The organism is Actinokineospora sp. (assembly GCF_052390155.1).
Taxonomy (GTDB): domain Bacteria; phylum Actinomycetota; class Actinomycetes; order Mycobacteriales; family Pseudonocardiaceae; genus Actinokineospora.
Window position 1 is genome coordinate 58457 of record NZ_JBQTHF010000060.1, and the last position, 25338, is coordinate 83794.

At 72.9% G+C, this 25338-nt stretch carries 20 protein-coding genes; 4 read left to right on the top strand and 16 right to left on the bottom strand.

Annotated features, from left to right (window positions below):
- Positions 1–98: 98 nt before the first annotated feature.
- The 13 genes from ACT4N7_RS21080 to mraZ all read right to left on the bottom strand — a co-directional run bounded on the left by ACT4N7_RS21080 (position 99) and on the right by mraZ (position 15666).
- Positions 99–854, bottom strand: coding sequence for a cell division protein FtsQ/DivIB (locus ACT4N7_RS21080; protein ID WP_444830523.1), 756 nt, complete (start codon positions 852–854; stop codon positions 99–101).
- The gene (gene murC / locus ACT4N7_RS21085) at positions 851–2263 is read right to left on the bottom strand and encodes a UDP-N-acetylmuramate--L-alanine ligase (RefSeq protein WP_444830524.1); all 1413 of its coding nucleotides are present in this window, start codon (positions 2261–2263) and stop codon (positions 851–853) included. Before murC ends, ACT4N7_RS21080 begins: the two co-directional genes overlap by 4 nt.
- Complete coding sequence (gene murG, locus ACT4N7_RS21090) at positions 2260–3390, bottom strand: undecaprenyldiphospho-muramoylpentapeptide beta-N-acetylglucosaminyltransferase (RefSeq protein ID WP_444830525.1); 1131 nt, start codon at positions 3388–3390, stop codon at positions 2260–2262. Before murG ends, murC begins: the two co-directional genes overlap by 4 nt.
- Positions 3387–4868, bottom strand: coding sequence for a putative lipid II flippase FtsW (gene ftsW / locus ACT4N7_RS21095; protein ID WP_444830526.1), 1482 nt, complete (start codon positions 4866–4868; stop codon positions 3387–3389). The genes murG and ftsW overlap by 4 nt, the downstream gene beginning before the upstream one ends.
- Complete coding sequence (gene murD / locus ACT4N7_RS21100; RefSeq protein WP_444830527.1) at positions 4868–6250, bottom strand: UDP-N-acetylmuramoyl-L-alanine--D-glutamate ligase; 1383 nt, start codon at positions 6248–6250, stop codon at positions 4868–4870. Before murD ends, ftsW begins: the two co-directional genes overlap by 1 nt.
- Positions 6247–7335 (bottom strand): phospho-N-acetylmuramoyl-pentapeptide-transferase, encoded by a 1089-nt coding sequence (mraY, locus tag ACT4N7_RS21105; protein WP_444830528.1) that lies wholly within the window; start codon positions 7333–7335, stop codon positions 6247–6249. Before mraY ends, murD begins: the two co-directional genes overlap by 4 nt.
- On the bottom strand, positions 7332–8795 hold the full coding sequence (locus ACT4N7_RS21110) for a UDP-N-acetylmuramoyl-tripeptide--D-alanyl-D-alanine ligase (protein ID WP_444830529.1): 1464 nt from the start codon (positions 8793–8795) through the stop codon (positions 7332–7334). The genes mraY and ACT4N7_RS21110 overlap by 4 nt, the downstream gene beginning before the upstream one ends.
- Positions 8792–10366, bottom strand: coding sequence for a UDP-N-acetylmuramoyl-L-alanyl-D-glutamate--2,6-diaminopimelate ligase (locus ACT4N7_RS21115; protein WP_444830530.1), 1575 nt, complete (start codon positions 10364–10366; stop codon positions 8792–8794). The genes ACT4N7_RS21110 and ACT4N7_RS21115 overlap by 4 nt, the downstream gene beginning before the upstream one ends.
- Before the next feature lie 398 nt (positions 10367–10764).
- Complete coding sequence (locus ACT4N7_RS21120; RefSeq protein ID WP_444830531.1) at positions 10765–12708, bottom strand: peptidoglycan D,D-transpeptidase FtsI family protein; 1944 nt, start codon at positions 12706–12708, stop codon at positions 10765–10767.
- Entirely contained in the window at positions 12701–12991 is a 291-nt protein-coding gene (locus ACT4N7_RS21125) for a hypothetical protein (RefSeq protein ID WP_444830532.1), read from the bottom strand. The genes ACT4N7_RS21120 and ACT4N7_RS21125 overlap by 8 nt, the downstream gene beginning before the upstream one ends.
- Positions 12992–13287: 296 nt before the next feature.
- Positions 13288–14073, bottom strand: a complete 786-nt coding sequence (locus tag ACT4N7_RS21130) for a hypothetical protein (protein ID WP_444830533.1) — start codon at positions 14071–14073, stop codon at positions 13288–13290.
- The gene (gene rsmH, locus ACT4N7_RS21135) at positions 14070–15038 is read right to left on the bottom strand and encodes a 16S rRNA (cytosine(1402)-N(4))-methyltransferase RsmH (protein WP_444830534.1); all 969 of its coding nucleotides are present in this window, start codon (positions 15036–15038) and stop codon (positions 14070–14072) included. Before rsmH ends, ACT4N7_RS21130 begins: the two co-directional genes overlap by 4 nt.
- Positions 15039–15234: 196 nt before the next feature.
- Positions 15235–15666 (bottom strand): division/cell wall cluster transcriptional repressor MraZ, encoded by a 432-nt coding sequence (gene mraZ, locus ACT4N7_RS21140; protein WP_444830535.1) that lies wholly within the window; start codon positions 15664–15666, stop codon positions 15235–15237.
- A gap of 712 nt (positions 15667–16378) precedes the next feature.
- Between mraZ and ACT4N7_RS21145 the strand changes: the two genes are divergently transcribed.
- The 3 genes from ACT4N7_RS21145 to ACT4N7_RS21155 are packed head-to-tail and all read left to right on the top strand — an operon-like array spanning position 16379 to position 21087.
- Complete coding sequence (locus ACT4N7_RS21145; protein WP_444830637.1) at positions 16379–17368, top strand: AAA family ATPase; 990 nt, start codon at positions 16379–16381, stop codon at positions 17366–17368.
- Between the two features lie 21 nt (positions 17369–17389).
- Positions 17390–18655, top strand: a complete 1266-nt coding sequence (locus tag ACT4N7_RS21150) for a DUF58 domain-containing protein (RefSeq protein WP_444830536.1) — start codon at positions 17390–17392, stop codon at positions 18653–18655.
- A gap of 44 nt (positions 18656–18699) precedes the next feature.
- Positions 18700–21087 (top strand): transglutaminase family protein, encoded by a 2388-nt coding sequence (locus ACT4N7_RS21155; protein ID WP_444830537.1) that lies wholly within the window; start codon positions 18700–18702, stop codon positions 21085–21087.
- Between the two features lie 70 nt (positions 21088–21157).
- On the opposite strand, the gene ACT4N7_RS21160 is transcribed toward ACT4N7_RS21155, so the two are convergent.
- Positions 21158–21562, bottom strand: a complete 405-nt coding sequence (locus ACT4N7_RS21160; RefSeq protein WP_444830538.1) for a DUF3040 domain-containing protein — start codon at positions 21560–21562, stop codon at positions 21158–21160.
- Between the two features lie 134 nt (positions 21563–21696).
- A complete protein-coding gene (locus ACT4N7_RS21165) occupies positions 21697–23694 on the bottom strand; it encodes an acyl-CoA dehydrogenase family protein (protein ID WP_444830539.1) in 1998 nt (665 codons plus the stop codon).
- A gap of 93 nt (positions 23695–23787) precedes the next feature.
- Here ACT4N7_RS21165 and ACT4N7_RS21170 point away from each other — a divergent pair, with 93 nt between their 5' ends.
- Complete coding sequence (locus ACT4N7_RS21170; RefSeq protein WP_444830638.1) at positions 23788–24798, top strand: PHP domain-containing protein; 1011 nt, start codon at positions 23788–23790, stop codon at positions 24796–24798.
- Here the strand turns inward: ACT4N7_RS21170 and ACT4N7_RS21175 are convergent.
- Positions 24795–25274 carry a MarR family winged helix-turn-helix transcriptional regulator gene (locus tag ACT4N7_RS21175; protein WP_444830540.1) on the bottom strand — a complete coding sequence of 160 codons (480 nt, stop codon included), beginning with the start codon at positions 25272–25274 and terminating at the stop codon, positions 24795–24797. The two genes, ACT4N7_RS21170 and ACT4N7_RS21175, sit on opposite strands and share 4 nt — an antisense overlap.
- Positions 25275–25338 lie beyond the last annotated feature (64 nt).

Consider the following 25338-nt stretch of genomic DNA (forward strand, 5'->3'; position numbering starts at 1 on the left):
GTCTGGCCCACCCCACCGACACTCCGCACCCCGGTTTCGCCGTCCTCTGTGGACAACGTCTGGGGACAACGTCTGGGGACAACTTCCGCGAGACAACGTCAGGAGACGGTGGGGAACTCCGGCGCGGCGACGTCGTAGACCTTGCCGGGGCGGGTCAGCAGCGGCCCGAGCACCAGCGCCTTGCGCTCGGACTGCTCCGCGCCGCCCCACTTGACCAGCCGCCCGTCGGCGAGGGTGAGCCGGACGTTGCCCGGTGTCTCCGCGGACACCGACGCCACCTGGGGCCGCAGCGGCTCCGGCACCGCGGCCAACACCGTCACCGCCGCCCTGGTCGCCGGATCGTCGGCCGCCGCACGCGCCACCACGAGCCGCGGCAGCCCCGGCGGCGCGGCGACCACCCGGAAGTCGACCCCCGTCCCGTCGATCAGGTGTACGCCGTCCCCCGCGGTCACCACGGCCACGGGCGTCCGCTCGGTGACGGTGATCTCCACCGTGCCGGGGAAGGAGCGGCGGACGTCGACCGAGCCGACACTGGGCAGCAGCGCCACCCGCGCGGCGATCTCGTCGGTGTCCAACCGCACCAGCGGGCTGCCGGGCTCGACCGCGGCGGCCTGCCGCACGTCGTCCGCGCTGAGCTTCTCGACCCCGAGCACAGCCACCGCGCGCACCCCGAACACCGAGGTGAACAGCACCAGGTAGACCAGCGCCGGTACCGCGACCACCGAGCCGAGCACCGTCCACCGGCGGACGAGGAACCGGCGCCGGGTGGGGCGCCTGCGGACCTCGCGCTCGGACGACCGCGGCGGCCTGCGCCGCGGCCGGTCCGCCACCCGCTCGGCGGCGGCGCCGGTCATTCCCCGGCCGCCCGGCGGTCGAGTTCGGCGATCAGCTCCGGGCCGAGCATCGTGACGTCGCCCGCGCCCATGGTCAGCACCAGGTCGCCCGGCCGGACGAGGTCGGCGACCAGCGACGGCACCTTGTCGAACGCGGGCTCGTAGTGCACGGCGTCGAGCGGCACGGCGTCGGCGATGAGCGCGCCCGTGACCCCGGGCTCGGGTTCCTCGCGCGCGCCGAACACGTCGAGCACCACGACCTCGTCGGCCAGGCCGAGCGCCGCGGCGAACTCGGCGGCGAAGGTCTTGGTGCGCGAGTACATGTGCGGCTGGAAGATCACCACGACCCGGCCGCCCTCGGCGGCGGGCCGCACCGCGCGAAGCTGCGCGGCCACCTCGGTCGGGTGGTGGGCGTAGTCGTCGTAGACCCGGACCCCGCCCGCGGCGCCCTTGTACTCGAAGCGCCTGCGGACCCCGCCGAACGCCGCGATGCCCTCGCCCAGTTCGGCCAGCGGCGCGCCCAGCTCCAGTCCGGCCAGCAGCGCGGCGAGCGCGTTATCCGCCATGTGCTCGCCCGGCATGGCCACGCCGAGCTGGATCTCCTGGCCGTCGAGGGAGATCCGGGCGACACCGCCGCCGTCCGCGGGCCGGTAGTCGAGCAGGGTGGCGTCGGACGCGGCCGTGGCCGCGCGGCCGTACCGGCGGACCCGGATGCCCCGCGCCTCGGCACGGGCGGCCAACGCCGCCGACCCGGGGTCATCCGCGCACGCGACAAGCACGCCGCCGGGGGTGATCCGGTCGACGAAGGCGTCGAACACGGCTGTGTACGCCTCGACAGTGCCGTGGTGGTCCAGGTGATCGGCCTCGACGTTGGTCACCACGGCGACCGACGGCGCGAACACCAGGAACGACCCGTCGCTCTCGTCGGCCTCCGCGACGAAGACGCCGCCGCTGCCGTGGTGGGCGTTGGCGCCGGAGTCGTTGAGGTCGCCGCCGATGGCGAACGACGGGTCGAGCCGACAGTGCTGCAGCGCCACGGTGAGCATCGAGGTGGTCGAGGTCTTGCCGTGCGTACCCGCGATGCACGCCACCCGGTGGCCCGCCATCAGCTCGGCCAGCGCCTGCGACCGGTGCAGCACCGTGATCCCGCGCCGCCGCGCCTCGACCAGCTCCGGGTTGGACTCCTTGATCGCGGTGGACACCACGACCGCTGTCGGTCCGTCGGGCAGCAGATCGAGGTTCTCCGCCGCCTGCCCGACCGCGATCCGCGCACCCTGGGCCCGCAGAGTCAGGAACGTGCGGGCCTCCTTGGCGTCCGACCCGGACACCGTCTTGCCGCGGGCCAGCAGGATGCGCGCGATGCCGCTCATCCCCGCCCCGCCGATGCCGATCAGGTGCGCCCGCTCCAGTAACCGGTCGGCCGTGGTCATGACCGGCTCTTGTCGACGGTGTCGAGCACCATGCGGGCCAGCACGTCCGCGGCCTCGCGGTGGCCGCTGCCCTGCGCGGCCGCGCTCATCGTCGCCAGCCTGGCCGGGTCGGTGAGCATCGGCACGACCAGGTCGGCGACCTTCCGCGGGGTCAGTTCCTCGTCGGACACCAGCAGCGCACCGCCGCCGTCGACCACGGGCCGGGCGTTGAGCGCCTGCTCGCCATTGCCGATCGGCAGCGGGATGTACACCGCGGGCAGCCCCACCGCGGACACCTCGGCGACGGTCATCGCGCCGCACCGGCACAGCGCGGCGTCCGCGGCGGCGTAGGCCAGGTCCATCCGCTCCAGGTAGGGCACCGAGACGTAGGCGGGCGCGCCCGGAACCTCCTGCACCGCGAGGGTGTTCTTCGGGCCGTGCGCGTGCAGCACGCCGATGCCCGCGTCGGCCAGGGCGCGGGCGGCGCCGGACACCGCGGTGTTGATCGACCGCGCGCCCTGTGAGCCGCCGAACACCAGCAGCGTCGGCGCGTCGGGGTCGAGCCCGAAGAACTCGCGGGCCTGCGCCCGCAGCGCGGCCCGGTCCAGGTTGATGATCGACTCGCGCAGCGGGATACCGATGACCTCGGCGCCCGGCAGCCCGGAGTCCGGCACGGCCACCGCGACGCGGGCGGCGAAACGGGCGCCGACCTTGTTGGCCAGGCCGACCTTGGCGTTGGAGTCGTGCACCACGATCGGCACCCTGCCGCGGGCGGCGAGGTAGGCGGGCAGCGCGACGTAGCCGCCGAAGCCGACCACGACGTCGGCGCCGACCCGGTCGAGCACCTCACGGGTGGCCTTCACCGCCGCGCGCACCTTGAGCGGCAGCTTGAGCAGGTCGACGGTGGGCTTACGCGGCAGCGGGACCGGCGGGATCATCTCCAGCGGATACCCCCGGGCGGGCACGATGGTCTTCTCCAGGCCGCGCTCAGTGCCCAGCGCGACCACGCGGGCGTCCGGGCGCAGCCGCATCACCGCGTCGGCCAGCGCCAGCGCGGGCTCGATGTGCCCCGCCGTGCCGCCCCCCGCGATCACGACGCACGGACCCTTGCGAGCGGCCTGACTCCCACCGGTGGGACCAACGGTCAACGACGTCCTCCTTTAGCGGACCGCGGATTCCCGCGGCTTGCCTTCTGCCGGGCCGCGGACGCACCGCCCCCGGCCCTGCCGTACCCGTGCCGCTCGGGCACCGCACGCCTGCGGTGCTCGCTCTGCGGCACGCCGCGCCGACCCGTGAGCCCCGTCGGCCGGTCCGCGCCGCGCGGCGGTGCCGACGGCCGCGCGGGCTTGCGTTTCTTCGGCGGCTTGTACGGGTCGGGCGCGGGCAGCCGCATGAGCTTGCCGAATCGGCCCGGCCCCTGTGAGCGTAGTGCCGACACGGCCTCGGGCTCGTGCCGCGCGCAGTTCGCGAGGATGCCGAACACCAGCATGGTGACCACGACCGAGGTGCCGCCGGAGGAGATGAGCGGCAGCGTGATGCCGGTGACCGGCAGCAACCCGACCACGTAGCCGATGTTGATGGCCGCCTGCGCGACCAGCCAGACAGTCAGCGTGGCGGCGACCATCCTGATCCACGGGTCGATGTTGCGCGTGGCTATCCGCATGCCGACAACCGCGAGCATCGCGAACAGGCCCAACACCAGCGCACAGCCGAGCAGGCCCAACTCGTCGCCGATGAGCGCGAAGATGAAGTCGTTGTGCACGTTGGGCAGGAAGTTCCACTTCGACGGGCCCTGGCCCAGCCCCCGGCCGAACAGGCCGCCGTCGGCCAGCGCGAGCTGCGCCTGCAGCGCCTGGTAGCTCTTGCCGCTGACGTCGTCCTCGGGGCTGAGGAAGCTGAGCACCCGGTCGAGCCGGTACTGCGTGCCGACCGCGAGCAGCGCGACCCCGGCGAGACCGCCGAGCGCGAGCGCCCCGAACAGCCGCAGCGGCGCCCCCGCGAACCACAGCAGGGCGATCAGCACCACCCCGAGGGTGACCGTGCCGCCGAGGTCGGGCTGCAGCATGACCAGCGCGAACATCAGCAGCGCGGCGGGCAGCACCGGGACCAGCAGGTGGCGGTACCGGTGCAGCACCGCCCGCTTGACCACCAGCACGTGCGCGCCCCACAGCGCGAGCGCGAGCTTGGCCACCTCGACCGGCTGGAAGGAGACCGCGCCGAACCGGAACCAGCTCTGCGTGCCGTTGACCTGGGCGCCGAGCGGAGTCAGCACCACCACGAGCATGACCACGCTGACCACCAGCGCCGCCGGGCTCAGCGCCCGGATGCGGGCAAGCGGGACGCGCAGGCCGAGCCAGAACAGGACCGCGCCGACCAGCACGTAGAGCAACTGCTTCTTGAACACCGTGTAGAGCCCGGAGCCCGGGGTGTTGAACGAGACCACCGACGACGCCGACAGCACCATGACCAGGCCGAGCACAGTGAGCAGGCTGAACACCGCGAGTACGAGGTGGAACGAGGCCAACGGCCTGCCCAGCCACGCGGTGAGGGCGGTGCGGAACGCCACGAGCTTGCCCGTCGCGCGCACCTTGCGCCGGGGCCGCTCGTCGACCTCGGTGGCGGCCATCAGCGCACTCCGGTGTCGCCGCGGTCCTCCTGGCCAAGCACGGCGTCGACGAACGCGTCGCCGCGCTGGGCGTAGTCGCGGTACATGTCGAGGGAGGCCGCCGCGGGCGCGAGCAGCACGACGTCACCCGGACGGGCCATGGCCCCCGCTGCGCGGACCGCTGCGATCATGGCGTCATGATCTCCCGGACCCACCCGCTCGACGGGGACATCCGGCGCGTGTCGCGCGAGGGACGCGGAGATCACCTCGGCGTCGGCGCCCAGCAGCACCACGCCGCGTAACCGGTCCGCCACCTCGACTACCAGGCCATCGACGGAGGCGCCCTTGAGCAGGCCGCCCGCGATCCACACCACCGACTCGAACGCGCGCAGCGACCCGGCCGCGGCGTGCGGGTTGGTGGCCTTGGAGTCGTTGACGTAGCGCACTCCGGCCACCTCGGCTACCGGCACCGCGCGGTGCGCGCCGGGCTCGAACGCGCGTAGGCCTGCGCCGACAGCCTCAGGGCTGACGCCATAGGCCCGGGCCAGCGCGGCGGCGGCGAGCGCGTTGGCCACGTTGTGCGCGCCGACCGGCCGCACATCGGCCAGCGTGGCGAGTTCGACGGCGGTGGTCGCCGGGTCGTCGACGAACGCGCGATCGATCAGCAGGTCCTCGACCACGCCCAGCTCCCCCGGCCGCGGGGTGTCCAGACCGAAGCCGATCCGGGTGCCACCATGCTCGGCCGCGAGACGCGCCGACCAGTCGTCGGCGGTGTTGTGCACGACGACCTTCGCGCCTGCGAAGACAGTGCCCTTGGCGCGGGCGTACTCGGCCATCGAGCCGTGCCAGTCGAGGTGGTCCTCGGCGACGTTGAGCACGGCTGCCGCGCGCACCCGCAGGCTCGACTGCCAGTGGAGCTGGAAGCTCGACAGCTCGACGGCCAGCACCCCGTGTCCCGCCAGCACCGCGTCGAGCACCGGCAGTCCGACGTTTCCGCAGGCCACGGCGTCGGCGCCGTGCGCGCGCAGGATCGACTCCAGCATGCGCACCGTCGTGGTCTTGCCGTTGGTGCCCGTGACGGCGAGCCACACCGGCGGCCGCGCCTGCCGCTCGGAGATCCGCCAGGCCAGCTCGACGTCGCCGATCACCTCGACCTCGGCGGCGACCAGCAGCGGGCTGTCCGGCCGCCAGCCAGGGCTGGTGACCACCAGGTCGGTGCCCGGCGGCGGCTCGACCAGGCCCGCGACCAACTCGGCGCCCGTGTCGGCCAGAGCGGCCAGCCGCTCCGCGCTGGCGTCGGTCACGGTGACCCTGGCGCCCATGGATCTCAGGGCGACCGCGACCGACCGCCCGGTGACGCCCGCCCCGGCGACCAGCACCGAGCGGTCGGCGAACTCGGTCACACGCCGCCGCCGAGACCCAGCCAGTCCGCGTAGAACAGGCCGAGGCCGAACATCGCGCACACGCCCGCGAGCAGCCAGAACCGGATGATGACCGTGGTTTCCGCCCACCCGGCGAGCTCGAAGTGATGATGGAACGGCGCCATCCGAAACAGCCTGCGCCGGGTGGTGCGGAAGATCGCGATCTGCAGCACGACCGACATCATCTCGACCACGAACAGGCCGCCGATCACGATCATCAGCAGCTCCGTGCGGGTGGCCATGGACAGTCCGGCCACCAGCCCGCCCAGCGCGAGCGAGCCGGTGTCGCCCATGAAGATCTTCGCGGGCGCGGCGTTCCACCAGAGGAAGCCGATGCACGCGCCCATCGCCGCGGACGCCACCACCGCCAGGTCCAGCGGGTCGCGCACGTCGAAGCAGGCGGCCTCGCGCACCCGCGAGCAGTCGTGGCTGAACTGCCAGAACGAGATGACCACATAGGTGCCGAGCACCATCGCCGACGACCCGCCCGCGAGCCCGTCCAGGCCGTCGGTGAAGTTCACCGCGTTCGACCACGCCGAGACCGCGAGGTAGCAGAACACGATGAAGCCGATGCCGCCGAAGGACACGATCGCGATGTCGCGCACGAACGACAGGTGGTCCGAGGCGGGCGTCAGGTTGCGCTCGTCTGGGAAGCGCAGCGCCAGGATCGCGAACGCGATGCCCACCACGAGCTGGCCGACCAGCTTCGCGGTCTTGTTCAGCCCGAGGTTGCGCTGCTTGCGGATCTTGATGAAGTCGTCCAGGAAGCCGACCACGCCGAGCCCGGTGCCCAGCATCAGCACCAGCAGACCGGACGCGGTGGGCGACTCGCCCTGCGGAGTCGACATGGCGTTGACGATGTGCGAGGTGCCGTAGCCCGCCCACATCGCCACGATGATCGCGACACCGCCCATGGTCGGGGTGCCGCGCTTGCTCTTGTGCCCCTCGGGGCCTTCCTCGCGGATCTCCTGGCCGAAGCCCTGCCGGGAGAACACCCGGATCAGGTACGGGGTGAGCAGGATGGACACGACCATGGCTACCGCGGCCGCGATGAGGATGCTCTTCACTGGGCGACCTCCGACAGCAGCGCGTCCGCGACCCGCCAGAGGGCGGCCACCTTGGACGCCTTCACCAGGACCACGTCACCGGGTGCCAGTTCGGCGCGCAACAGCGCGACCGCGGCATCGACGTCCGGCACGAGCACCGACTCCTCTCCCCACGAGCCCTCCAGGCTCGCCCCCTGGTGCATGGCGCGGGCCTGCTCGCCCACCACCACCAGGCGGTTGATGTCCAGTCGAACGGCGAGCCTGCCGATCTCGTCATGCGCCTCGGTCGTGTTCTCGCCCAGCTCGCCCATCACCCCGAGGACGGCCCAGGACCGGCGCCGGTTGCCTGTGCGCGCCATGGTCGCCAGCGTTGTGAGCGCGGCGCGCACCGACTCGGGGTTGGCGTTGTAGGAGTCGTTGACCACCGTCACCCCGTCCGGGCGGGTGATCACCTCCATGCGGCGCGCGGAGACGCGCCGAGCCGCCGACAGCCGCTCGGCCACCTCCTGCGGGGTGGCACCCAGTTCCAGGGCCACCGCCGCGGCGGCGAGCGCGTTGCCCACGTGGTGAGCGCCGTGCAGCGCCAGCGTCACCCGGGCCTCGCCCGCGGGGGTGACCAGCCGGAAGCTGGCCCTGGCCTGGTCGTCCAGTTCGACGTCGGTGGCCCGGACCTGCGCGTGCTCGGCCGCACCGACCAGCACGACCCGCGCCGCCGTGCGCTCGGCCATGGCGGCGACCAACGGGTCGTCGGCGTTGAGCACCGCCACCCCGTCGGCTGGCAGCTTCTCGACCAGCTCGCCCTTGGTGCGGGCGATGTCCGCGCGGGAGCCGAATTCGCCCAGGTGGGCCGTGCCGACGTTGACCACGACGCCGATGCGCGGCGGCGCCGTGTCGCACAGCGCCGCGATGTGGCCCGGTCCGCGCGCGGACAGCTCCAGCACGAGGTGCCTGGTGTCGGCGTCGGCGCGCAGCGCGGTCCACGGGTGGCCCAGTTCGTTGTTGAACGAGCCGGGCGGGGCGATCGTCGGACCCATCGGCGCGAGGAGTTGGGCGACGAGGTCCTTGGTGGAGGTCTTGCCGGACGATCCGGTGATGCCGATGACGGTCAGCCCGCCCGGGGTCAGCCGGTCGACAACCGCCCTGGCCAGTGCGGCTAGGCCGGCCAGGACAGCAGCGCCGGAGCCATCCGTGTCGCCGGTGAGGGCGACGGAACCGGTGTGCGCGTCGGTTACCGGCGCCACGATGACCGCCGGGGCGTCGACCTCGCGCGCGGCCAGCACGCCGACCGCGCCCGCCGCGACGGCCCCGGCCGCGAAGTCGTGCCCGTCGACCCGCTCACCCGGCATGGCGACGAACAACCCGCCGGGCACCAGCTCACGGGAGTCGAACTCGACGCCGCCGGTGACGGTCTCGGTGCCGTCGGCACGGTGCAATCTGCCGCCGACGGCGTCGGCGACCTCCCGCAGGGTCAGCGGGATCATCGGGTCACCGGACCCAGTCGCTCGCGGATGGCGGCCTCCAGTTCGTCGCGGTCGGAGAACGGGTGCACCACACCGGCGACGTCCTGGCCGGTCTCGTGTCCTTTGCCCGCGATGACGACGACGTCGCCCGCGGCCGCGCGGGACACCGCGGTCGCGATCGCCTGCCTGCGGTCACCGATGTCGACCACCTCGCCTCGCTCGGCCGCCGGGACGGCCCGCACCCCGGCCAGCATCGCGGCCCGGATCGCGGCCGGGTCCTCGCTGCGGGGATTGTCGTCGGTGACGACGAGCAGATCGCTGCGCCGCGCCGCCGCCGCGCCCATCAACGGGCGCTTGGCCGTGTCGCGGTCGCCGCCGCAGCCGAGCACGACGATCACCCTGCCGTCGGTGCGCGCGCGCATGGCGTCCAGCGCCAGGGCGACCGCCTCCGGCTTGTGCGAGTAGTCGACAACGGCGGTGAAGTCCTGTCCGATGGCCACCCGCTCCATCCGGCCGGGAACCTGCGCGGCGGCCAGTCCGCGCACGATCGCGTCGGTCGCGACCCCGACCACGGTCAGGCACGCGGCCGCGACCAGGGCGTTCGCGACGTTGAACGTGCCAGGCATGGGCAGGGTGGCGGGCAGCCGCGCGCCGTCCGGGGTGTGGATCACGAAGGACTGCTCACCGGACAACGAGGTGCGCAGGTCGGTGGCGGTCCACTGGGCCTCTCCCGTGATGGCGACCGTGACCGTCTGCGGCGTGACCAGGCGCCGACCCCATTCGCCGTCCACGCAGACCACCTCGGCGGCGGAGCGGCCGTCGAACAGCAGCGCCTTGGCCCGGAAGTAGTCGTCCATGTCAGGGTGGAAGTCCAGGTGGTCCTGGGACAGGTTGGTGAACGCGCCGACCGCGAACCGGGTGCCCGCGACCCGACCCAACTCCAGGGCGTGGCTGGAGACCTCCATCGGCACGTGCGTGACGCCGCGCTCGGCCATCACGGCCAGCAGCGCCTGCAGGTCGGGGGCCTCGGGCGTGGTGAACGCGCTGGCCAGCCGCTCGCCCGCGATCCGGGTCTCCACCGTCCCGATGAGACCGGTGGTGTGGCCCGCGGCGGCCAGGCCGGACTCGATCATGTGGCTGGTGGTCGTCTTGCCGGAGGTGCCGGTGACGCCCAGGACGGCGAGCTTGGTCGACGGCTCGCCGTAGATCCACGCGGCCACCGGCCCGAGCGCGGCGCGCGGGTCGGGGTGGACGATCACCGGGAGGTTCGCGGCGCGCACGGCTGGCCGGGCCGCGCCCGCCTCGTCGGTCAGCACCGCGACCGCGCCCGCGGCGACGGCCTGGGCGGCGAAGTCGGCACCGTGCGTGCGGGCGCCGGGCAGCGCGGCGAACAGGTCCCCCTGTCGGACCTGCTGGGCGCGCAGCGTCGCGCCCGTGACGGCCACTTCGGACACGGGGTCACGGACGTCACTGCCCTCGCCCGCGATCAGCCGCGCGTCGGCGCGAGCGACCAGCGTGGCGAGTGGGACAGGGTGGATCCGGGAGGGGCGAGGCGGCGCTGTGACAGCCTTGCCGTCGAGCTTGGCGGGCACGTCGGGGAAGGCTACCTGCGCACGGAGGGCAACCGTGCGGACCCTCACCCTCGACCCCGCAACGGATGAGGTAGGCGTGCCCAGAGTGACGGACCCTCCTCGATCGAGTTAGTCGGTGACACGATCGGGTCGATTCCGTTTTTGCAGCTCACCCCGCCCGTCCGGCCGGTAGTATCGAACACATGAGCGAATCTTTGGCCACCGTCCCCACCCGCCCGCACGTCGTCCGACCGCGATTCGGCCTGGCGTGTCCCGAAGCCGGCCTGTCACCCCGTCACCGACCACGAGGCCGCGCAGATCCACCGACTGTCCAGATTGTCCCGACCATGAGGACAGTCCCCACCGTCTTGTCTGCCGTGACTGTCCCGATTGGACTGGGCGACGAATCGAGCCGGGCGTCAGGGCTTGATGAGCGGGACGATCGGGGTGGGCTCGGCCGACAGCGGAAGGTTGTAGCGCTGGGCGAGGAACGAGGCGATGTCGTGGAAGAACGGCGCCGCCGAGTGACCGTCCGGTGTGGAGTAGACCGGCGTGTCGTAGACCATGCCCACAACGAACCGCGGGTTGTCCGCGGGGAGGATGCCCGCGAACGTGATCCAGTACTTGGAGTCGCTGTAGCGGCCCGCGGTCTGGTCGAACTGCTGCGCCGTCCCGGTCTTGCCCGAGATCTGGTAGCCGGTCAGCGCCGCGGCGGGCGCCGTGCCGCTGTTCTGGTTGGGTGCCTTCTGCGTCACGGCGCGCAGCATGTCGCGCGTGGTGCGGGCCGTCTCCGGCGACACCACCCGCACGCCGTCGGGCCGCGGTTCCTCGACCCGGCCACCGTCCGGCGCCACGGTGGCCTTCACGATCCGCGGCGGCACGCGCACCCCGTCGTTGGCGAGCGTCTGGTACATGCCCGCCATCTGCAGCACGGTCATCGACAGCCCCTGCCCGATCGGCAGGTTGCCGAAGGTGCTGCCCGACCACTGGCTCTGCGGCAGCAGCCTGCCGGGGCTCTCGCCGGGCAGGCCGACCCCGGTGCGCTTGCCGATGCCGAGCTTGGCCAGCATGTCCGCGTACCGCTCAGGCCGGACCTCGTTGGCCAGCATCAGGGTGCCCACGTTCGACGACTTGGCGAACACGCCGGTGGTGGTCATGTTCAGCCTGCCGTGGTCCCACGCGTCGCTGACCACCCGGTCGGCGATCTTGATCGAGCCCGGCACCGACAACACCTCGTCCGGGGTGGTGACGCCGTACTCCAGCGCGGCCATCGCGGTGACGACCTTGTTCACCGAGCCAGGCTCGAACGGCGTGGTCACCGCCGGGTTGACGATGTCCTCGGTGTTCAGTCCGCCGGGGGCGCCGGGGTCGAACGTCCGGTCGTTGGCGAGCGCGTAGACCTCCCCGGTCTTGGCGTCGAGCACGACGACGCTGGCACTCTTCGACCCGCTGCGCCTGGCGTACTCGGCGGTCTTCTGCTGCACGAAGAACTGCAGGTCGGCGTCGATGGTCAACTCGATGTCCGAGCCGTCGACCGCGGGCTCCAGGTCGCGCTCGGTGCCGGGAATGACGACGTTGGTGCCGCCCTCGGTCTCCACCCGCTGGCTGCCCTGCCTGCCCGCGAGTTCGTTGTCGCGCAGCAGTTCCAGGCCGACCCGGCCGTGCAGGTTGTGCTTCTCCTGCACGGGATCGTCCATCCGCCAGGTGGCCACCCCGACGACGTTGGAGGCCAACGTGCCGCCCGGATACTCGCGCAGCGCCCGATACTCGATGTTGAGCTGCGGAAAGGTCTCCTTGAGCGTGCGGGCGGCCGCGGGCTCGACATTGGTCGCCAGGTAGACGAACGACTTGTCCTCCCGGAGCTTGGCCAGCAGGTCCGGTTCGGACACCTGGTCGCCGAGCACCTCACGCATCTTGCGCGCGATCGCCGCGGTCTCCTCGTCGAAGCTCAGCGGGGTGGCCGGGTTGTTCTTCTTGTTGAACTCGTCGATCTGCTTGCGCTGCGCGTTCGGCCGGTAGGCCACCGCCCGCGCTTCCACACTGAACGCGAGCTCGACGCCGTTGCGGTCCAGGATCGAGCCGCGGCGGGCCGGGATCGGGATCTTCTCCAGCCGCTGCCGCTCGGCCCGCGCGGCCAGCGCCTCCGCCTCGAATCCCTGCACCTGCACGAGCTTGAGTCCCGCCGCCACCAGCGAGGCGATCAACAGGAACCGCACGACGACGACCCGCACCCGATGGTCGGTCCCCTGAGCCCGCTTGGTCACCCGCCGCAGGCGCCCCGGCGCGACCGACCGCCGCGGCGCCTGTCGGCCACGCGGCGGTGCGGGACGCCGAACCGGCGCCCGCCGGTACTGATCAGTCATCAGCCGCCACCCCACCGGACTCGGCACACCCATCCGCCGGCCGGGCCTCGGCCCACACCGCCGGATCGACGGACATCTCGGCACCCACACCCACGCGCGCGGGCGGCGAACCCGCGCCACCAGCGCCCTCGACCAGCCGCACCCCCGGACCGACAGCACCCTGGTCGACCCGCCCGCCCACCTCCGCCGCGACCGCCCGCACCACAACGTCACCTACCGACAACCCCGCGCCCGACAACCCCGCACCCACCAGCGGCGGGCCGACAACCCCATCAGCGAACATCCGCACCCCAACGCAGACAGACCAACCAACCACAGCTCGCGAAGTCCCGAACCCACCAACCACCGACAACTCGACAACCAAGCCCGCACCCTCCACCAACGGCCCCGCAACTCCACTACCGGCGAACAACCGCATCCCACCACCTGCGACAGCCCCCTGGGCGGGCCGTCCACGCACGACCCGCGGGTTCCACACGACGCGCGGGTCGGCGACCACGCCTCCCGTGACCGATCTCAGGGCGAGGTCGGCCGCGGGCGGCATCGCCTTCCGGCAGGACATCGCCTTCCGGCAGGACATCAGCCGCCACCCCCGGGCGGCTGCGCCGCACCGGCACCGGGCGGGACCGCCGGGTTCGCGGGCGGCGCGGTGTCGGCAGGCGGCACAGTGCCCGCGGGCGGCGCGGCCTGACCGCCCGCGGCGGGCGGCTGCGCGGAATCGACCGGGGCGGCTGGCTGCTGGTCGACGGGCACAGTCGGGGGTGCGGGCGCCGGAACGGGCTTGGCCTCCCCGACGACTGTCACCGAGCCATCCGGCTGCACGACCAGCCAGGCGGGGTCGCCCGCGGGCACCATGCCCAGCTCTCGGGCGCGCTGCGCCAAGGCGGACGCCGACTCCTGCCTGGTCACCTCGCGCTGGAGTTGGGCGGCCTGCTCGGAGAGTCGGGTGGCGCCGTTCTTCGCGTCCTCCAGCCGGTAGGAGTCCGCGATCGCCTGGGTGGTCAGCCACAGCGTGGCGGCCACCCCGACGACGAGCAGCGCGATGATCAGCACCACGAACGACGCGCGGCCGGAGGTGACCTCCTCGGTGGCGACGGCGGGGCGGGACGCGGTGCCGCGGCCCTCCCGGTGGGCGCGCCGGGCGTACGCCCGCTCGGCGGCAGCCGTGCGGGGGCGGCCCGCGGCGCGCGCGGGGCGGTCGGCGCGGGTGGGCTTCGCGGGTGCCTCGACGCTCGCCTCGCCCGCCGACGTGGTGGACGACTTGCGCGTGGTCTCTGCGGCGCGACCGCGGCGGGTCTGCTCGGCGGTGCGCGCCGAGGCACGGTTCGCCGCGCGGGTGCCCGTGTTGCGTGTCGGCGCGGTCATGATGCCTCCCGGATTCGTTCCGCCGCGCGCAGCCGGACCGACTGGGCGCGCGGGTTGCGTTCGATCTCGTGCTCGTCGGCCTGTTCGGCGCCGCGGGTCAGCAGGCGCACCCGCGGGCCGTGGCCGGGCAGCTCCACCGGCAGCCCCTCCGGGGTGGTCGACTTCGCGAGGTCCGCCAGCGCCCGCTTGACGATCCGGTCTTCGAGCGACTGGTAGGACTCCACGACGATCCGACCACCCACCCGCAGCGCGGCGAGCGCGGCGGGAATGGCCCGGCGCAGGACGTCGAGTTCGGCGTTGACCTCGATGCGCAGGGCCTGGAAGGTGCGTTTGGCGGGGTGGCCGCCGGTGCGCCGGGTGGCCGCGGGGACCGCCTCGTAGAGCAGTTCCACCAGCCGCCCGCTGGTGGTGAAGGGCTCGCGGTCCCGGGCGGCGACGACGGCCTTGACGATCCGGCTCGCGAACCGTTCCTCGCCGTAGTCGCGCAGGACGCGGATCAGGTCGGCGGCCGAGTAGGAGTTGAGTACGTCCGCCGCGGTGGGACCGGTCGTCGGGTCCATCCGCATGTCCAACGGCGAGTCGCGGGAGTAGGCGAATCCGCGCTCGGCCACGTCGAGCTGCATGGAGGAGACACCGAGGTCGAACAGCACACCGTCCACCCTGGACAGTCCCAGCCCGGACAGCGCGTCGGGGATCTCGTCGTAGACCGTGTGCACGAAGTGCGCCCGGTCGCCGTGGCGGGACAGGCGGTCGCGGGAGAGGTCGAGCGCGTGCGGGTCGCGGTCGAGGCCGACCAACGTCAACTCGGGGAACGCCGTGAGCAGGGCGTCGGCGTGGCCGCCGAGGCCGAGAGTGGCGTCGACGAGGACGGCGGGACGGCCGGACACGGCAGGCCCGAACAGGTCGAGAATCCGGTCCAGCAGCACCGGCACATGCCGTGGCTGTTCGGTCGGCTGTTCGGTCATCGTCACACCCCCTTTCCGACCCTTTCCGGCGCTGCGCTCCCCACACCGCCGCGGCTCGTACCACTCGCCGATCACAAGGCCGGGTGCCGCCAGGTCCCCGCCCGCTCGTCGAACCTGGCACCGGGGAAGGTGCGCCAGGGCCGAAAGCGAGCGGACCGAGGCCTCACGGCACCCGCATCCTCGTTGTCCCCCACCGTCAGAACACGCCGGGCAGCACCTCCTCGCGGGCTTGCGAGTAGCTGTCCTCGTGTTCGTCCAGGTAGGTCTGCCACGCCTGGGCGTCCCAGATCTCCAGCCTGGTGATCGCCCCGATGACGACGCAGTCCTTGGACAGCCCGGCGTAGCGCCGAAGCTCCGGCGCGACCGCGATCCGCCCTTGCCCGTCGGGACGCTGCTCGTCGGTGCCTGCGAACAGGTACCTCTGATAGGCGCGGACGGCCTCGTTCGTCAGCGGTGCGGCCGCGACCTTGCGCGCCATGTCCTCGAACTCCGCGCGCGGAAACACGTAGAGACAGTGATCCTGACCCTTCGTGATCATCAGCCCACCCGCGAGCGCTTCCCGGAACTTGGCGGGCAGTGTCAGCCGCCCCTTGTCATCGAGCTTGGGGGTGTGCGTGCCGAGAAACATTCGGACACCCACCTCCCCACCGAACCCCTCGGATCGGCCATGGAGCCCCCGATTGCCCCACTTGGCGCCACAGTACCCCACTTTTCACCACAGTCAACGCGAATCCCGGCTCGTCAAGACTCGTCCGTGCGCTGTTTTCCCAGCTAGGCGCCCGACGGTGGCGGGTGGGGCGTGGTGGGGGGCCAACCGGGCCCAGTCGCACCATCCGCCGGGCAACAACGCCCGAAAACGCCCTCACGCCCGGCACCACAGGGTTCACGGCTCGACGTGGGGCACCGTGGCGGGCCCGGCCAGCGCGGGGTGGGGAGGAGTGGGGAACAGCGGACGACCGCCGAGGCGAGCGGGGCGGATGAGGCGAGCACGCTCCGTGAGCAATCACCGGGAATCGGCTTGATCGACTCAGCTCGGCCGACCGATTCCGGCAGACTCGAAACATTGGGGTACTTCGCCCTGGTTTGACACACTCCATGGCAGGCTGTCGCGGCCACGGGACGTGGCAGGCGACGCCGGGTGCGCCGAGCCTCGCCGCCCCGGGGATCGGGTGGCGACGGTGACCCGGAGTGCCGCCGAGCAAGCATCAGGAGGTCGCGTGACGTCGAGTACCCCGCCCACCGCTCTGCCGGGACACCCCTATGCAGGGCACGGCGCCGGTCACGGGCCCGAGGGGACGATCTCCCCCTACCCGCCGCCGAGCACCGACGGGCACCGGCCGATGGGGCGGCTGGACGACTTGCACGCCACCGCGCAGCGGATCGCGGCGAACGTCGAGCGGGTGCTCGTCGGCAAGCCCGAGGTGGTCCGGCTCGCGCTGGTCACGCTACTGGCCGAGGGGCACCTGCTGGTCGAGGACGTGCCGGGGGTCGGCAAGACGTCGCTGGCCAAGGCGCTGGCCCGGTCGATCGACTGCTCGGTGAGCCGCATCCAGTTCACCCCCGACCTGCTGCCCAGCGACGTCACCGGGGTGTCCATCTTCAACCGGCAGACCAGCGAGTTCGAGTTCCGGTCCGGCCCGGTGTTCGCCAACATCGTCGTCGGCGACGAGATCAACCGCGCCTCCCCCAAGACCCAGTCCGCGCTGCTGGAGTGCATGGAGGAGCACCAGGTCACCGTCGACGGCAAGACCTACGAACTCCAGTCGCCGTTCATGGTGATCGCGACGCAGAACCCGATCGAGATGGAGGGCACCTACGCGCTGCCCGAGGCCCAGCGCGACCGGTTCACCGCGCGCGTGTCGATCGGCTACCCCGACCCGCAGGCCGAGCTGGCCATGGTGGACGAGCACGCGGGCCGCGACGTCTTCAAGACGCTGGCACCGGTGTCCGACGCCGAGCAGGTGCGCGGGCTCATCGAGACGGTCCGGTCCGTGCAGATCGCGCACGAGGTCCGCCGCTACGCCGTCGAGGTGGTATCGGCGACGCGCAGGCTCTCCGAGATCCGCATCGGCGCCTCGCCCCGGTCGACGCTGCACCTGGTGCGGGCGGCGCGGGCGCAGGCGGCGCTGTCCGGGCGCGACTTCGTGGTGCCGGACGACCTGCACGTGGTGGCCATCCCGGTGCTCGCGCACCGGCTGGTGCTCACCCCCGAGGCGCAGGCGGCGCGCCGCTCGCCCGCGGAGCTGATCCGCGGCCTCATCCAGCGCGTCCCGGTGCCGCAGGCGAGCCAGGACCCAGGGGCGCCGTGGGCCAACGCCCGCGGCCGCTAGCCGAAACGGGGAGGAACGACCATGCGCGGCGCGCTGTCCGGGTTGACCACGCGGGGCCGGTGTCTGCTGGCCGCGGGGCTGGCGGCCGCGCTGTGCTCGTTCGTGCTGAACGAGCGCGACCTGCTGCGGGTGTCGGTGTTCGTGGTGGCGCTGCCGCTGCTGGTGTGCCTGATCACCGCGATGGCGCGGGTCGGGCTGCACGCCGAGCGGCACATCGCGCCACCGCGGGTGCCGGTCGGCGGGCGCGCCGAGGTCGCGTTGACCGTGCGCAGCACCGGTCGGCTGCCCACGGGCGGCCTGCTGATCTCCGACGGCGTGCCGTACGCGCTCGGCGGCAAGCCGCGGTTCGTCATCGAGCACCTGCCGCGGCACACGGGCACCCAGTTGCGCTACGCCGTGCAGCCGATGCTGCGCGGCATCCAGCAGCTCGGCCCGCTCAAGGCCACCATCACCGACCCGTTCGGCCTGGCCGAGTTCGAGCGCGAACTGGCCCGCACGTCCCGGCTGGTGGTGGTGCCGCGGGTGGTGCGGCTCAGCGGCGTGCCCGGCGGCTCCGGCCTGGGCTCGGGTGACGACGGCTCGCACCGGCTCAACGCCGGGCAGGGCGAGGACGACGCGATCGTGCGCCCATACCGGCAGGGCGACGACCTGCGCAAGGTCCACTGGCGCTCCACGGCCAAGCGCGACGAGATGATGGTGCGGGTCGAGGAGAGTCCCTGGCGGGGCGGGACGACGGTCCTGCTCGATCATCGGGTCACGGGCCACCGCGGTGCGGGGGCGAGTTCCAGCCTGGAGTGGGCGGTGTCCTTCGCCGCGAGCGTCTGCGTCCACCTGCACCGCTACGGCCAGCAGATCCGCCTGGTCACCGAGACCGGCAGCGTCCTGGTGAGCGACACGGGCGACGGCAGCCACAGCGACAACGCCGTGCTCGACGCGCTCGCCGCGCTGCAGCCGGTGCACCAGCACGACATCGCCTGCCCGGCCGACCCCGGCCACGGTCAGGAGCTGATCGCGATCATCGGCGCGGCGCGCGCGGAGTCGCTGGGCCAGCTCATCCGGTACCGCACCAGGGGCACCCGCAGCCTGGCCGTGCTGCTGGACACCTCGGGCTGGGGATCGGTGGACGGCCAGGACGTCGACCCGCAGGGCGCGGCGGCGCTGCTCACGGGGGCGGGCTGGGGTGTGACCATCGCCCGGCCGGAGATCCCGATGACCCAGGTGTGGGGCAACATCTGCCGGTCGGGGACCAAGCGGGGCGACAACATGATCGCGGGGGTCGGGCTGTGACGGTGACCAGGCAAGCGCGGACCGAGCCGCCGAGGTCCGAGCCGATGAGCGACCAGGCGCAGTGGTCGGTGACCGTCACGCCGGTCGTCGCGGCGATGACGACGCTGTGCGCGTCGACGGCCCTGGCGGGCGTGATCGACGGCATGCGCTGGCTCGGCTATGCCGGTGTGGCCGTCGTGGTGGTGACGGCGACCGGCCTCGGCCTGCGCGCGATTCGGACGCCGACGCTGCTGGTGGGCTTGTCGCAGATGGTCGCGCTGCTGTGCCTGCTGGTGGCGCTGTTCACCAACAGCGGCATCCTCGGCCTGCTGCCCGGACCGGCCGCGATCGGCGAACTCGGCGACGTGCTGCGCAACTCGGTGGAGGCGGTGCGGCTCGGGGTGCCCCCGGTGAGCCCGACGCCGCCCGTGCTGTGTCTGGTCGTGATCGCGATCGGGCTCGTCGCGGTGCTGGTCGACACCCTCGCCGTGGCCGCGGGCACGCCCGCCGCGTGCGGCCTGGTGCTGCTCTGCGTCTACGCCGTGCCCGCGTCGCTGGCCGACGAACTGCTGCCCTGGTGGTCGTTCGTGCTGGGCGCGGGGTCGTTCGCGGTGCTGCTGGCCGTTGACGGGGCGCACCGGCACCAGCAGTGGCGCAACCGGCCCGACATGCCGGGCACCAGCGGCCAGTTCGGCTCGCCGGTGGCGATGGTCGGGTCGGCGCTGGTCCTGGGCCTGGTGGCGGGTGTGGTGGTGACCGGCGTCGGCACGGTCGGCAGTCTGCCGGGCGGCGGCGGGGGCGGCGGCGGGGGCGGCGGGCTCGCGCTCAAGCCGTTCACCGCGCTGCGCGGCATGCTCGACCAGGGCAGCAACGTGGAGCTGTTCCGGGTGCGCGGCCTGGGCAACGAGAGCCGCTACCTGCGCGCGATGACGCTGCCCCGCTACGACCGCAACGGCGGCTGGATCGCCGCGGACGCGCTGCCCGACGACGTGCCCGCGGACAGCGACCTGCCGCCCGCACCCGGCGACGACGGCGGCGGGACGGTCACCCGCATCGAGATCGAACCGATCAACTCCCAGGACCTGTGGGCGCCGATCTACGGCATCCCGCGCAAGCTGCGCGACATCCCCAAGGGCATGTTCTACGACCAGAGCGGCGGGATGGTCTACTCCCGCAACTCGCGCAAGCTGCCGACCTATGTCGAGGAAGCCGACATGAGCCAGCCCTCGGCCGACGACCTGCGGCTCACCGGCACCGACTTCGGCGAGATCGACCCGGTGTACCTGGCCGCCGACGGCATCGACGCCGACGTGGCCGCCCTGGCCGCGCAGCTCACCGAGAACCAGCCGACGATGTTCGACAAGGCGCTGGCGCTGCAGAAGTACTTCGACCCGGCCAACGGCTTCTCGTATCAGACCCAGACCGGCACCTCCAGCGACGAGGACGCGCTCAAGGAGTTCCTCTTCGGCGCCAAGGTGGGCTACTGCGAGCAGTTCGCCTCGGCGATGGGCATCCTGGCCCGCGCCGCGGGCATCCCGTCGCGGGTGGCGATCGGCTACACGGCGGGCTATCAGTCCGGCGACTACCGGTCCATCACCACCCAGGACGCGCACGCCTGGGTCGAGGTGTTCTTCCCCCGGCAGGGCTGGGTCGCGTTCGACCCGACGCCGCTGTCCGACGGCCGCGGCTACGAGCCGCCCTACATCGGCGACCAGTCGAGCACCGGCCCGTCGACCGGGGTGACCGAGGAGGAGCTGCCCAGCGGCTCCGCGTCGAACTCGCAGGCCCCGAACGCGGACAAGCTCGACAACGAGGACCCCGCCGCGAACGCGCCGATCCCGGGCCAGGCCGACGGTTCGTGGTCGTGGCCGGTGTGGGCGGGGCTCGGACTGGCTGTGCTCGCCGCCCTGCTGGCGCTCGCGGCGGCGCGGACGCGGACCCGCTGGTCCCGGCTCGCGGTGCCCGCCGCGGCGGGTGTGGGCGCGCTGGCGCTGTTCTTCCTGTTGTCGGCGATGTCGTGGTGGCTCTCGGCGCTGCTCGCCATCGCGCTGGCCGCCACGGCGCCCGTGCTGGTGCGGGTCTGGCGGCGGCGGGCCCATCGGCACGCCGTGGCCACACCGTCCGCCGACGCGGCGAGCGCGGCGTGGGCGGAACTCATGGCCGAGTCGTGGGACCGGGGTGCCGAACTCACGGAGTCCGACACCGTCCGCACGGCGGCCCGGCGGCTCGCCCGCGAACACAGCCTCGACGACGACGGCAAGCAAGCGCTGCGGACAGTGGTGAACTCGGTCGAGCGTTCCTGGTACGGCGGCCAGTCCGAGCACGACCCGGCCCTGGCAGCCGCCTTCGACGACGTCGTGCGCGGCCTCCGGCGAACCGCGCCCCTGCCGTGGAAAGCCCGCCTACTGCCCCGCTCCGTCCTCAACCCCCGCCGCACCCGCCGCCCCGACTGAGAGCGGTCCGGCTACGAGTTCGGCCGACCGGTTCGCGCACTCGCGCAACCCGGTCGGCCAAGTCGGTCGACTAACGCTCGTCGTCGAAACGCTTGCGGAAGCGCTCTTCCATCCGTTGGGAGAACGAGCTTCGGCGGTCGCGGGCGGCCGCGCCGCTCGCGGGGGCCTCGCCGGACTCCGCGGTGGCATCGCCGCCTTGGCGCAGGGCGGTCAGCGTCAGCAGCGCACCGACGAACATCACCAGGAAGCCGAGCAGGCTCACCACGGGGATACCGGCGGGCTTGAACGGCAGCATCACACCGAACACGAGAAGTGCCACGCCCAGCACGAACAGGGCGATGCCCTGCAGCCTGCGCCGTCGGGACGGCTTGCGGAGTCGGGCACCTCGGACGGTGGAGGCGAACTTGGGGTCTTCGGCATAGAGCGCGCGCTCGATCTGGTCGAGCAGTCGCTGCTCGTGCTCGGAGAGTGGCATGCGTTCCTCCTCCGGCACAGCGGTCGCGGGCGCCGGGCGATCACGGTTGCCGCCGGACCCGGCGGGCACCCCGCACTGGGGGCGTCGAACTCCAGGATACGGGGCGTTCTCCCCGGCGACTACCCGATCCTCGATCACGGTGCGACAGGTTTGCCGGAGTCCTCCTTTCGGGGCGGTGCGGCGGCCGGGTGGGCCGGTGCCGCGATCTGTCGATCATGCTCCGCGCCCAGTGCGATCGGGGCACCGACCAGTGCGTTCGGGATGGCGAACGCGTCGACCAAGGTGGCCGCGTGCGGGCGCAGATGCCCGCACAGGTCGTTGACCGCGCCGGTGACCGCCTTGGCCCGCGCGGTGGTGAGCCTGCCGTGGCCGAGGAACCAGTCGAGATCGGCTTCGACGTTCGCCAGCACGTACAGATCGCAGACCCGACCCAGCACCGCGGCGGCGCCCTCGTCGGGACACCGGTCCACGGCGGCGACGAACGCCTCCAGGACGATCCGGTCGACGTGCACCCTGGCGGCGCGCAGGACGTGGTCCTGGGCGTCGTTGAACACCGTGAACGGGTCGGCGTCGGGCTCGCCCGCGCGACGCAACCGTCGGGCCAGCGTGTCGAGGACGTGTCGCTCGCGGTCCTCGAACAGCCGCAGGTGCCAGCCGCGGTCGAGGAGGTCGGTCTCCTCGTCCTGCGGGGTGACGGCGTTCACCAGCCGCTCGATGAGCGAGCGGGCGGCGGTGCGTTCGATCACGGTCTCGACGAGCTGGTCGGCGATGAACCGGGCCATGCCGAGGCTGCCCAGCTCGTGCAGGTGCTGCTGGTAGCCGGTGAGCAGGCCCTTCGCGACAAGCTGCAGCAGCACCGTGTTGTCGCCCTCGAAGGTGGTGAACACGTCGAGGTCGGCCCTGATCTGCGGCAGCCGGTTCTCAGCCAGGTAGCCCGCGCCGCCGCACGCCTCGCGGCAGGTCTGCGCGGTGCGGACGGCGTGCCAGGTGCCGAGCGCCTTGAGGCCCGCGGCGCGGGACTCCAGCTCGCGCCTGCTCCGGTCGTCGGACTCCGCGCCCTGGCCGTCGTGCAGGGCGGTGACCAGTTCCTCCTGGGCGAAGTGCAGCGCGTAGGTGGTGGCCAGGGCGGGCAGCAGCTTGCGCTGGTGGGCGAGGTAGTCCAGCAGGACGACCTCGGCGCCGGTGTCGGGATGGTCGAACTGCCGTCGGACGGTGCCGTAGCGGACCGCGATCGTCAGCGCGTTCTTGGTGGCACTGCCCGCCGCGCCCGCGATGCTGATCCGGCCGCGGACGAGGGTGCCGAGCATGGTGAAGAACCGCTTCGCGTCGCCGTCGACCGCGCTGGTGTAGGTGCCGTCGGGCGCCACGTCGCCGAACTGGTTCAGCAGCGCTTCACGGGGGACGCGGACCTGGTCGAACCAGAGCCTGCCGTTGTCGACGCCGTTGAGACCTGCCTTGCGGCCGCAGTCCTCGATCCGCACGCCCCGCGCGGGGGCGCCTGCCTCGTCCCGGATCGGCACCAGCAGCGCGTGCACGCCGTGCCCCCGACCGCCCGCGACGAGTTGGGCGAACACGACCGCGAGCCTGCCGTCGCGGGCGGCGTTGCCGATGTAGTCCTTGCGCGCGCCCTCGTGCGGCGTGTGCACGACGAACTGCGCGGCGGTCGGGTCGTAGGTCGCCGTGGTCCCCAGGTGCTGCACGTCGGAGCCGTGCCCGGTCTCGGTCATCGCGAAGCAGCCGGGCACGTCGACGTCCATGATCGCGCGCAGGTACCGCTCGTGGTGGCGCTCGGTGCCCAGCAGCTCGACGGCGCCGCCGAACAGGCCCCACTGCACGCCCGCCTTGACCATGAGCGACAGGTCGCCGAAGCCGAGCATCTCGAAGGAGGTGATCGAGCCGCCGAGGTCGCCCTCGCCGCCGTACCGCTTGGGGAAGCCCAGCCCCGGGTAGCCCGCGGCGGCCAGCGCGCGCAGCTCGGCGAGGACGTGGGCGCGGTGCTCCTCGGTGGTCAGGTCGTGGGTGGCGGTCGAGGCCACCCTGGCGCGGGCCGCGCGCCGGACGTGGCTCCACCGGCCGTCGAGCAGATCGGTCAGCGCCGCCGCCGCGACGGGTGGGGTGGCCGGGATGTCCATCGGTCCTCCTGGTGATCGGCTCCGACGCTAGCGGTGGCGGCGGTGGGCCGCCCGCTGTGGCACCGGCAGTCGACTTGCGGTTACCTGGTGACCATGGACCCTGTCGCGGCGCTCAAGCAGATCGCGCTGTTCCTGGAGCGGGCGGGCGAGCCGACGCACAAGGTGGCGGCGTTCCGCCGGGCGGCGGCGGTGATCGCCGAGCTGCCCGCGGGCGAGCTGGACGCGCGGCTGCGGGCGGGCACGCTGACCAAGCTGCCCGGCATCGGCAAGTCCACGGCGGCGGCCATCACCGAGGCGGCGGCGGGCGGCGAGCCCGAGTACCTGACCAGGCTGCTCAGCGGTGCCGCGGAACCGGTCGCGGGCGGGTCCGCGCTGCGGGCCGCCCTGCGCGGCGACTGCCACACCCACTCCGACTGGTCCGACGGCGGCAGCCCGATCCGGGAGATGGCCGAGGCGGCGATCGCGCTGGGCCACGAGTGGATGGCGCTGACCGACCACTCCCCCCGGCTGCAGGTGGCGAACGGGCTCAGCGCGGACCGGCTGCGCAGGCAGTTGGAGGTGGTGGCCGAGCTGAACGTCACGCTGGCGCCGTTCCTGATCCTCACCGGCATCGAGTGCGACATCCTGCTCGACGGCGCGCTCGACCAGGAAGAAGACCTGCTGGCCAGGGTGGACATCGTGGTGGCGAGCGTGCATTCGAAGCTGCGGATGCCCAAGGCGGAGATGACCGAGCGGATGCTGACGGCGGTCGCCAACCCGCATGTCGACGTGCTCGGCCACTGCACCGGCAGGCTCGTCACCGGCCGCGGCAGGCCGGAGTCGGCGTTCGACGCGGAGGCTGTGTTCGCCACCTGCGCCGAGTACGGGGTCGCCGTGGAGATCAACTCCCGACCCGAGCGCCGCGACCCGCCGCGCAGACTGATGAGCCTGGCCGCCGAACTCGGCTGCGACTTCGCCATCGACAGCGACGCCCACGCCCCCGGCCAGCTCGACTGGCTGCCGTACGGCTGCGAACGCGCGGAGGTATGTGGGATCGGCCCGGAACGGGTGATCAACACCCGCACCGCCGACCAACTCCTGGCCGGGATCGCCGAGCGCGACTAGCCGGTCAGGCCCGTGTGCTCCTGGACGTCCGGCTCGGCGGCCGCGGCGAACTCGCGCAAGCCGCGCAGCAGGGCCGACCGGCCCTGGGGCGTCATCGCGCCCAGCACCTCGGCCAGGTCGGCCCGGCGGGCCGCGCGGAGCCGTTCGACCAGCCTGCGGCCGTCGCCGGTGAGGACGAGTTCCACTTCGCGACGGTCGGTGGTGGCGGCGCGCCGGTCGAGCAGGCCCGCGGCCTGCAGCCGGTCGCACAGTCTGCTGGCCGACGACGGGATGGTGCCCAGTTCCTCGGTGAGCCGGGTGAGGTTGACGGGCTCGTGCGCCTCGATGAAGTTCAGGGCACGCAACTGGGTGGCGGGTACCTTCGGGTAGACGGCGGCGCTGGAGCGGGTCAGTGCCAGCCCGAGGGCCCGCGCGGCGACCTCGGTCTCCGCCGCCTCGTCCGGCCCGAGGGACCCGGGCCCCAACCCCGCAGCCATACTCCAACTCTCGCATATCGGCGCCCGACCGGCCGGGCGTCTGCCGATTCCGCCCGTCGAAGGG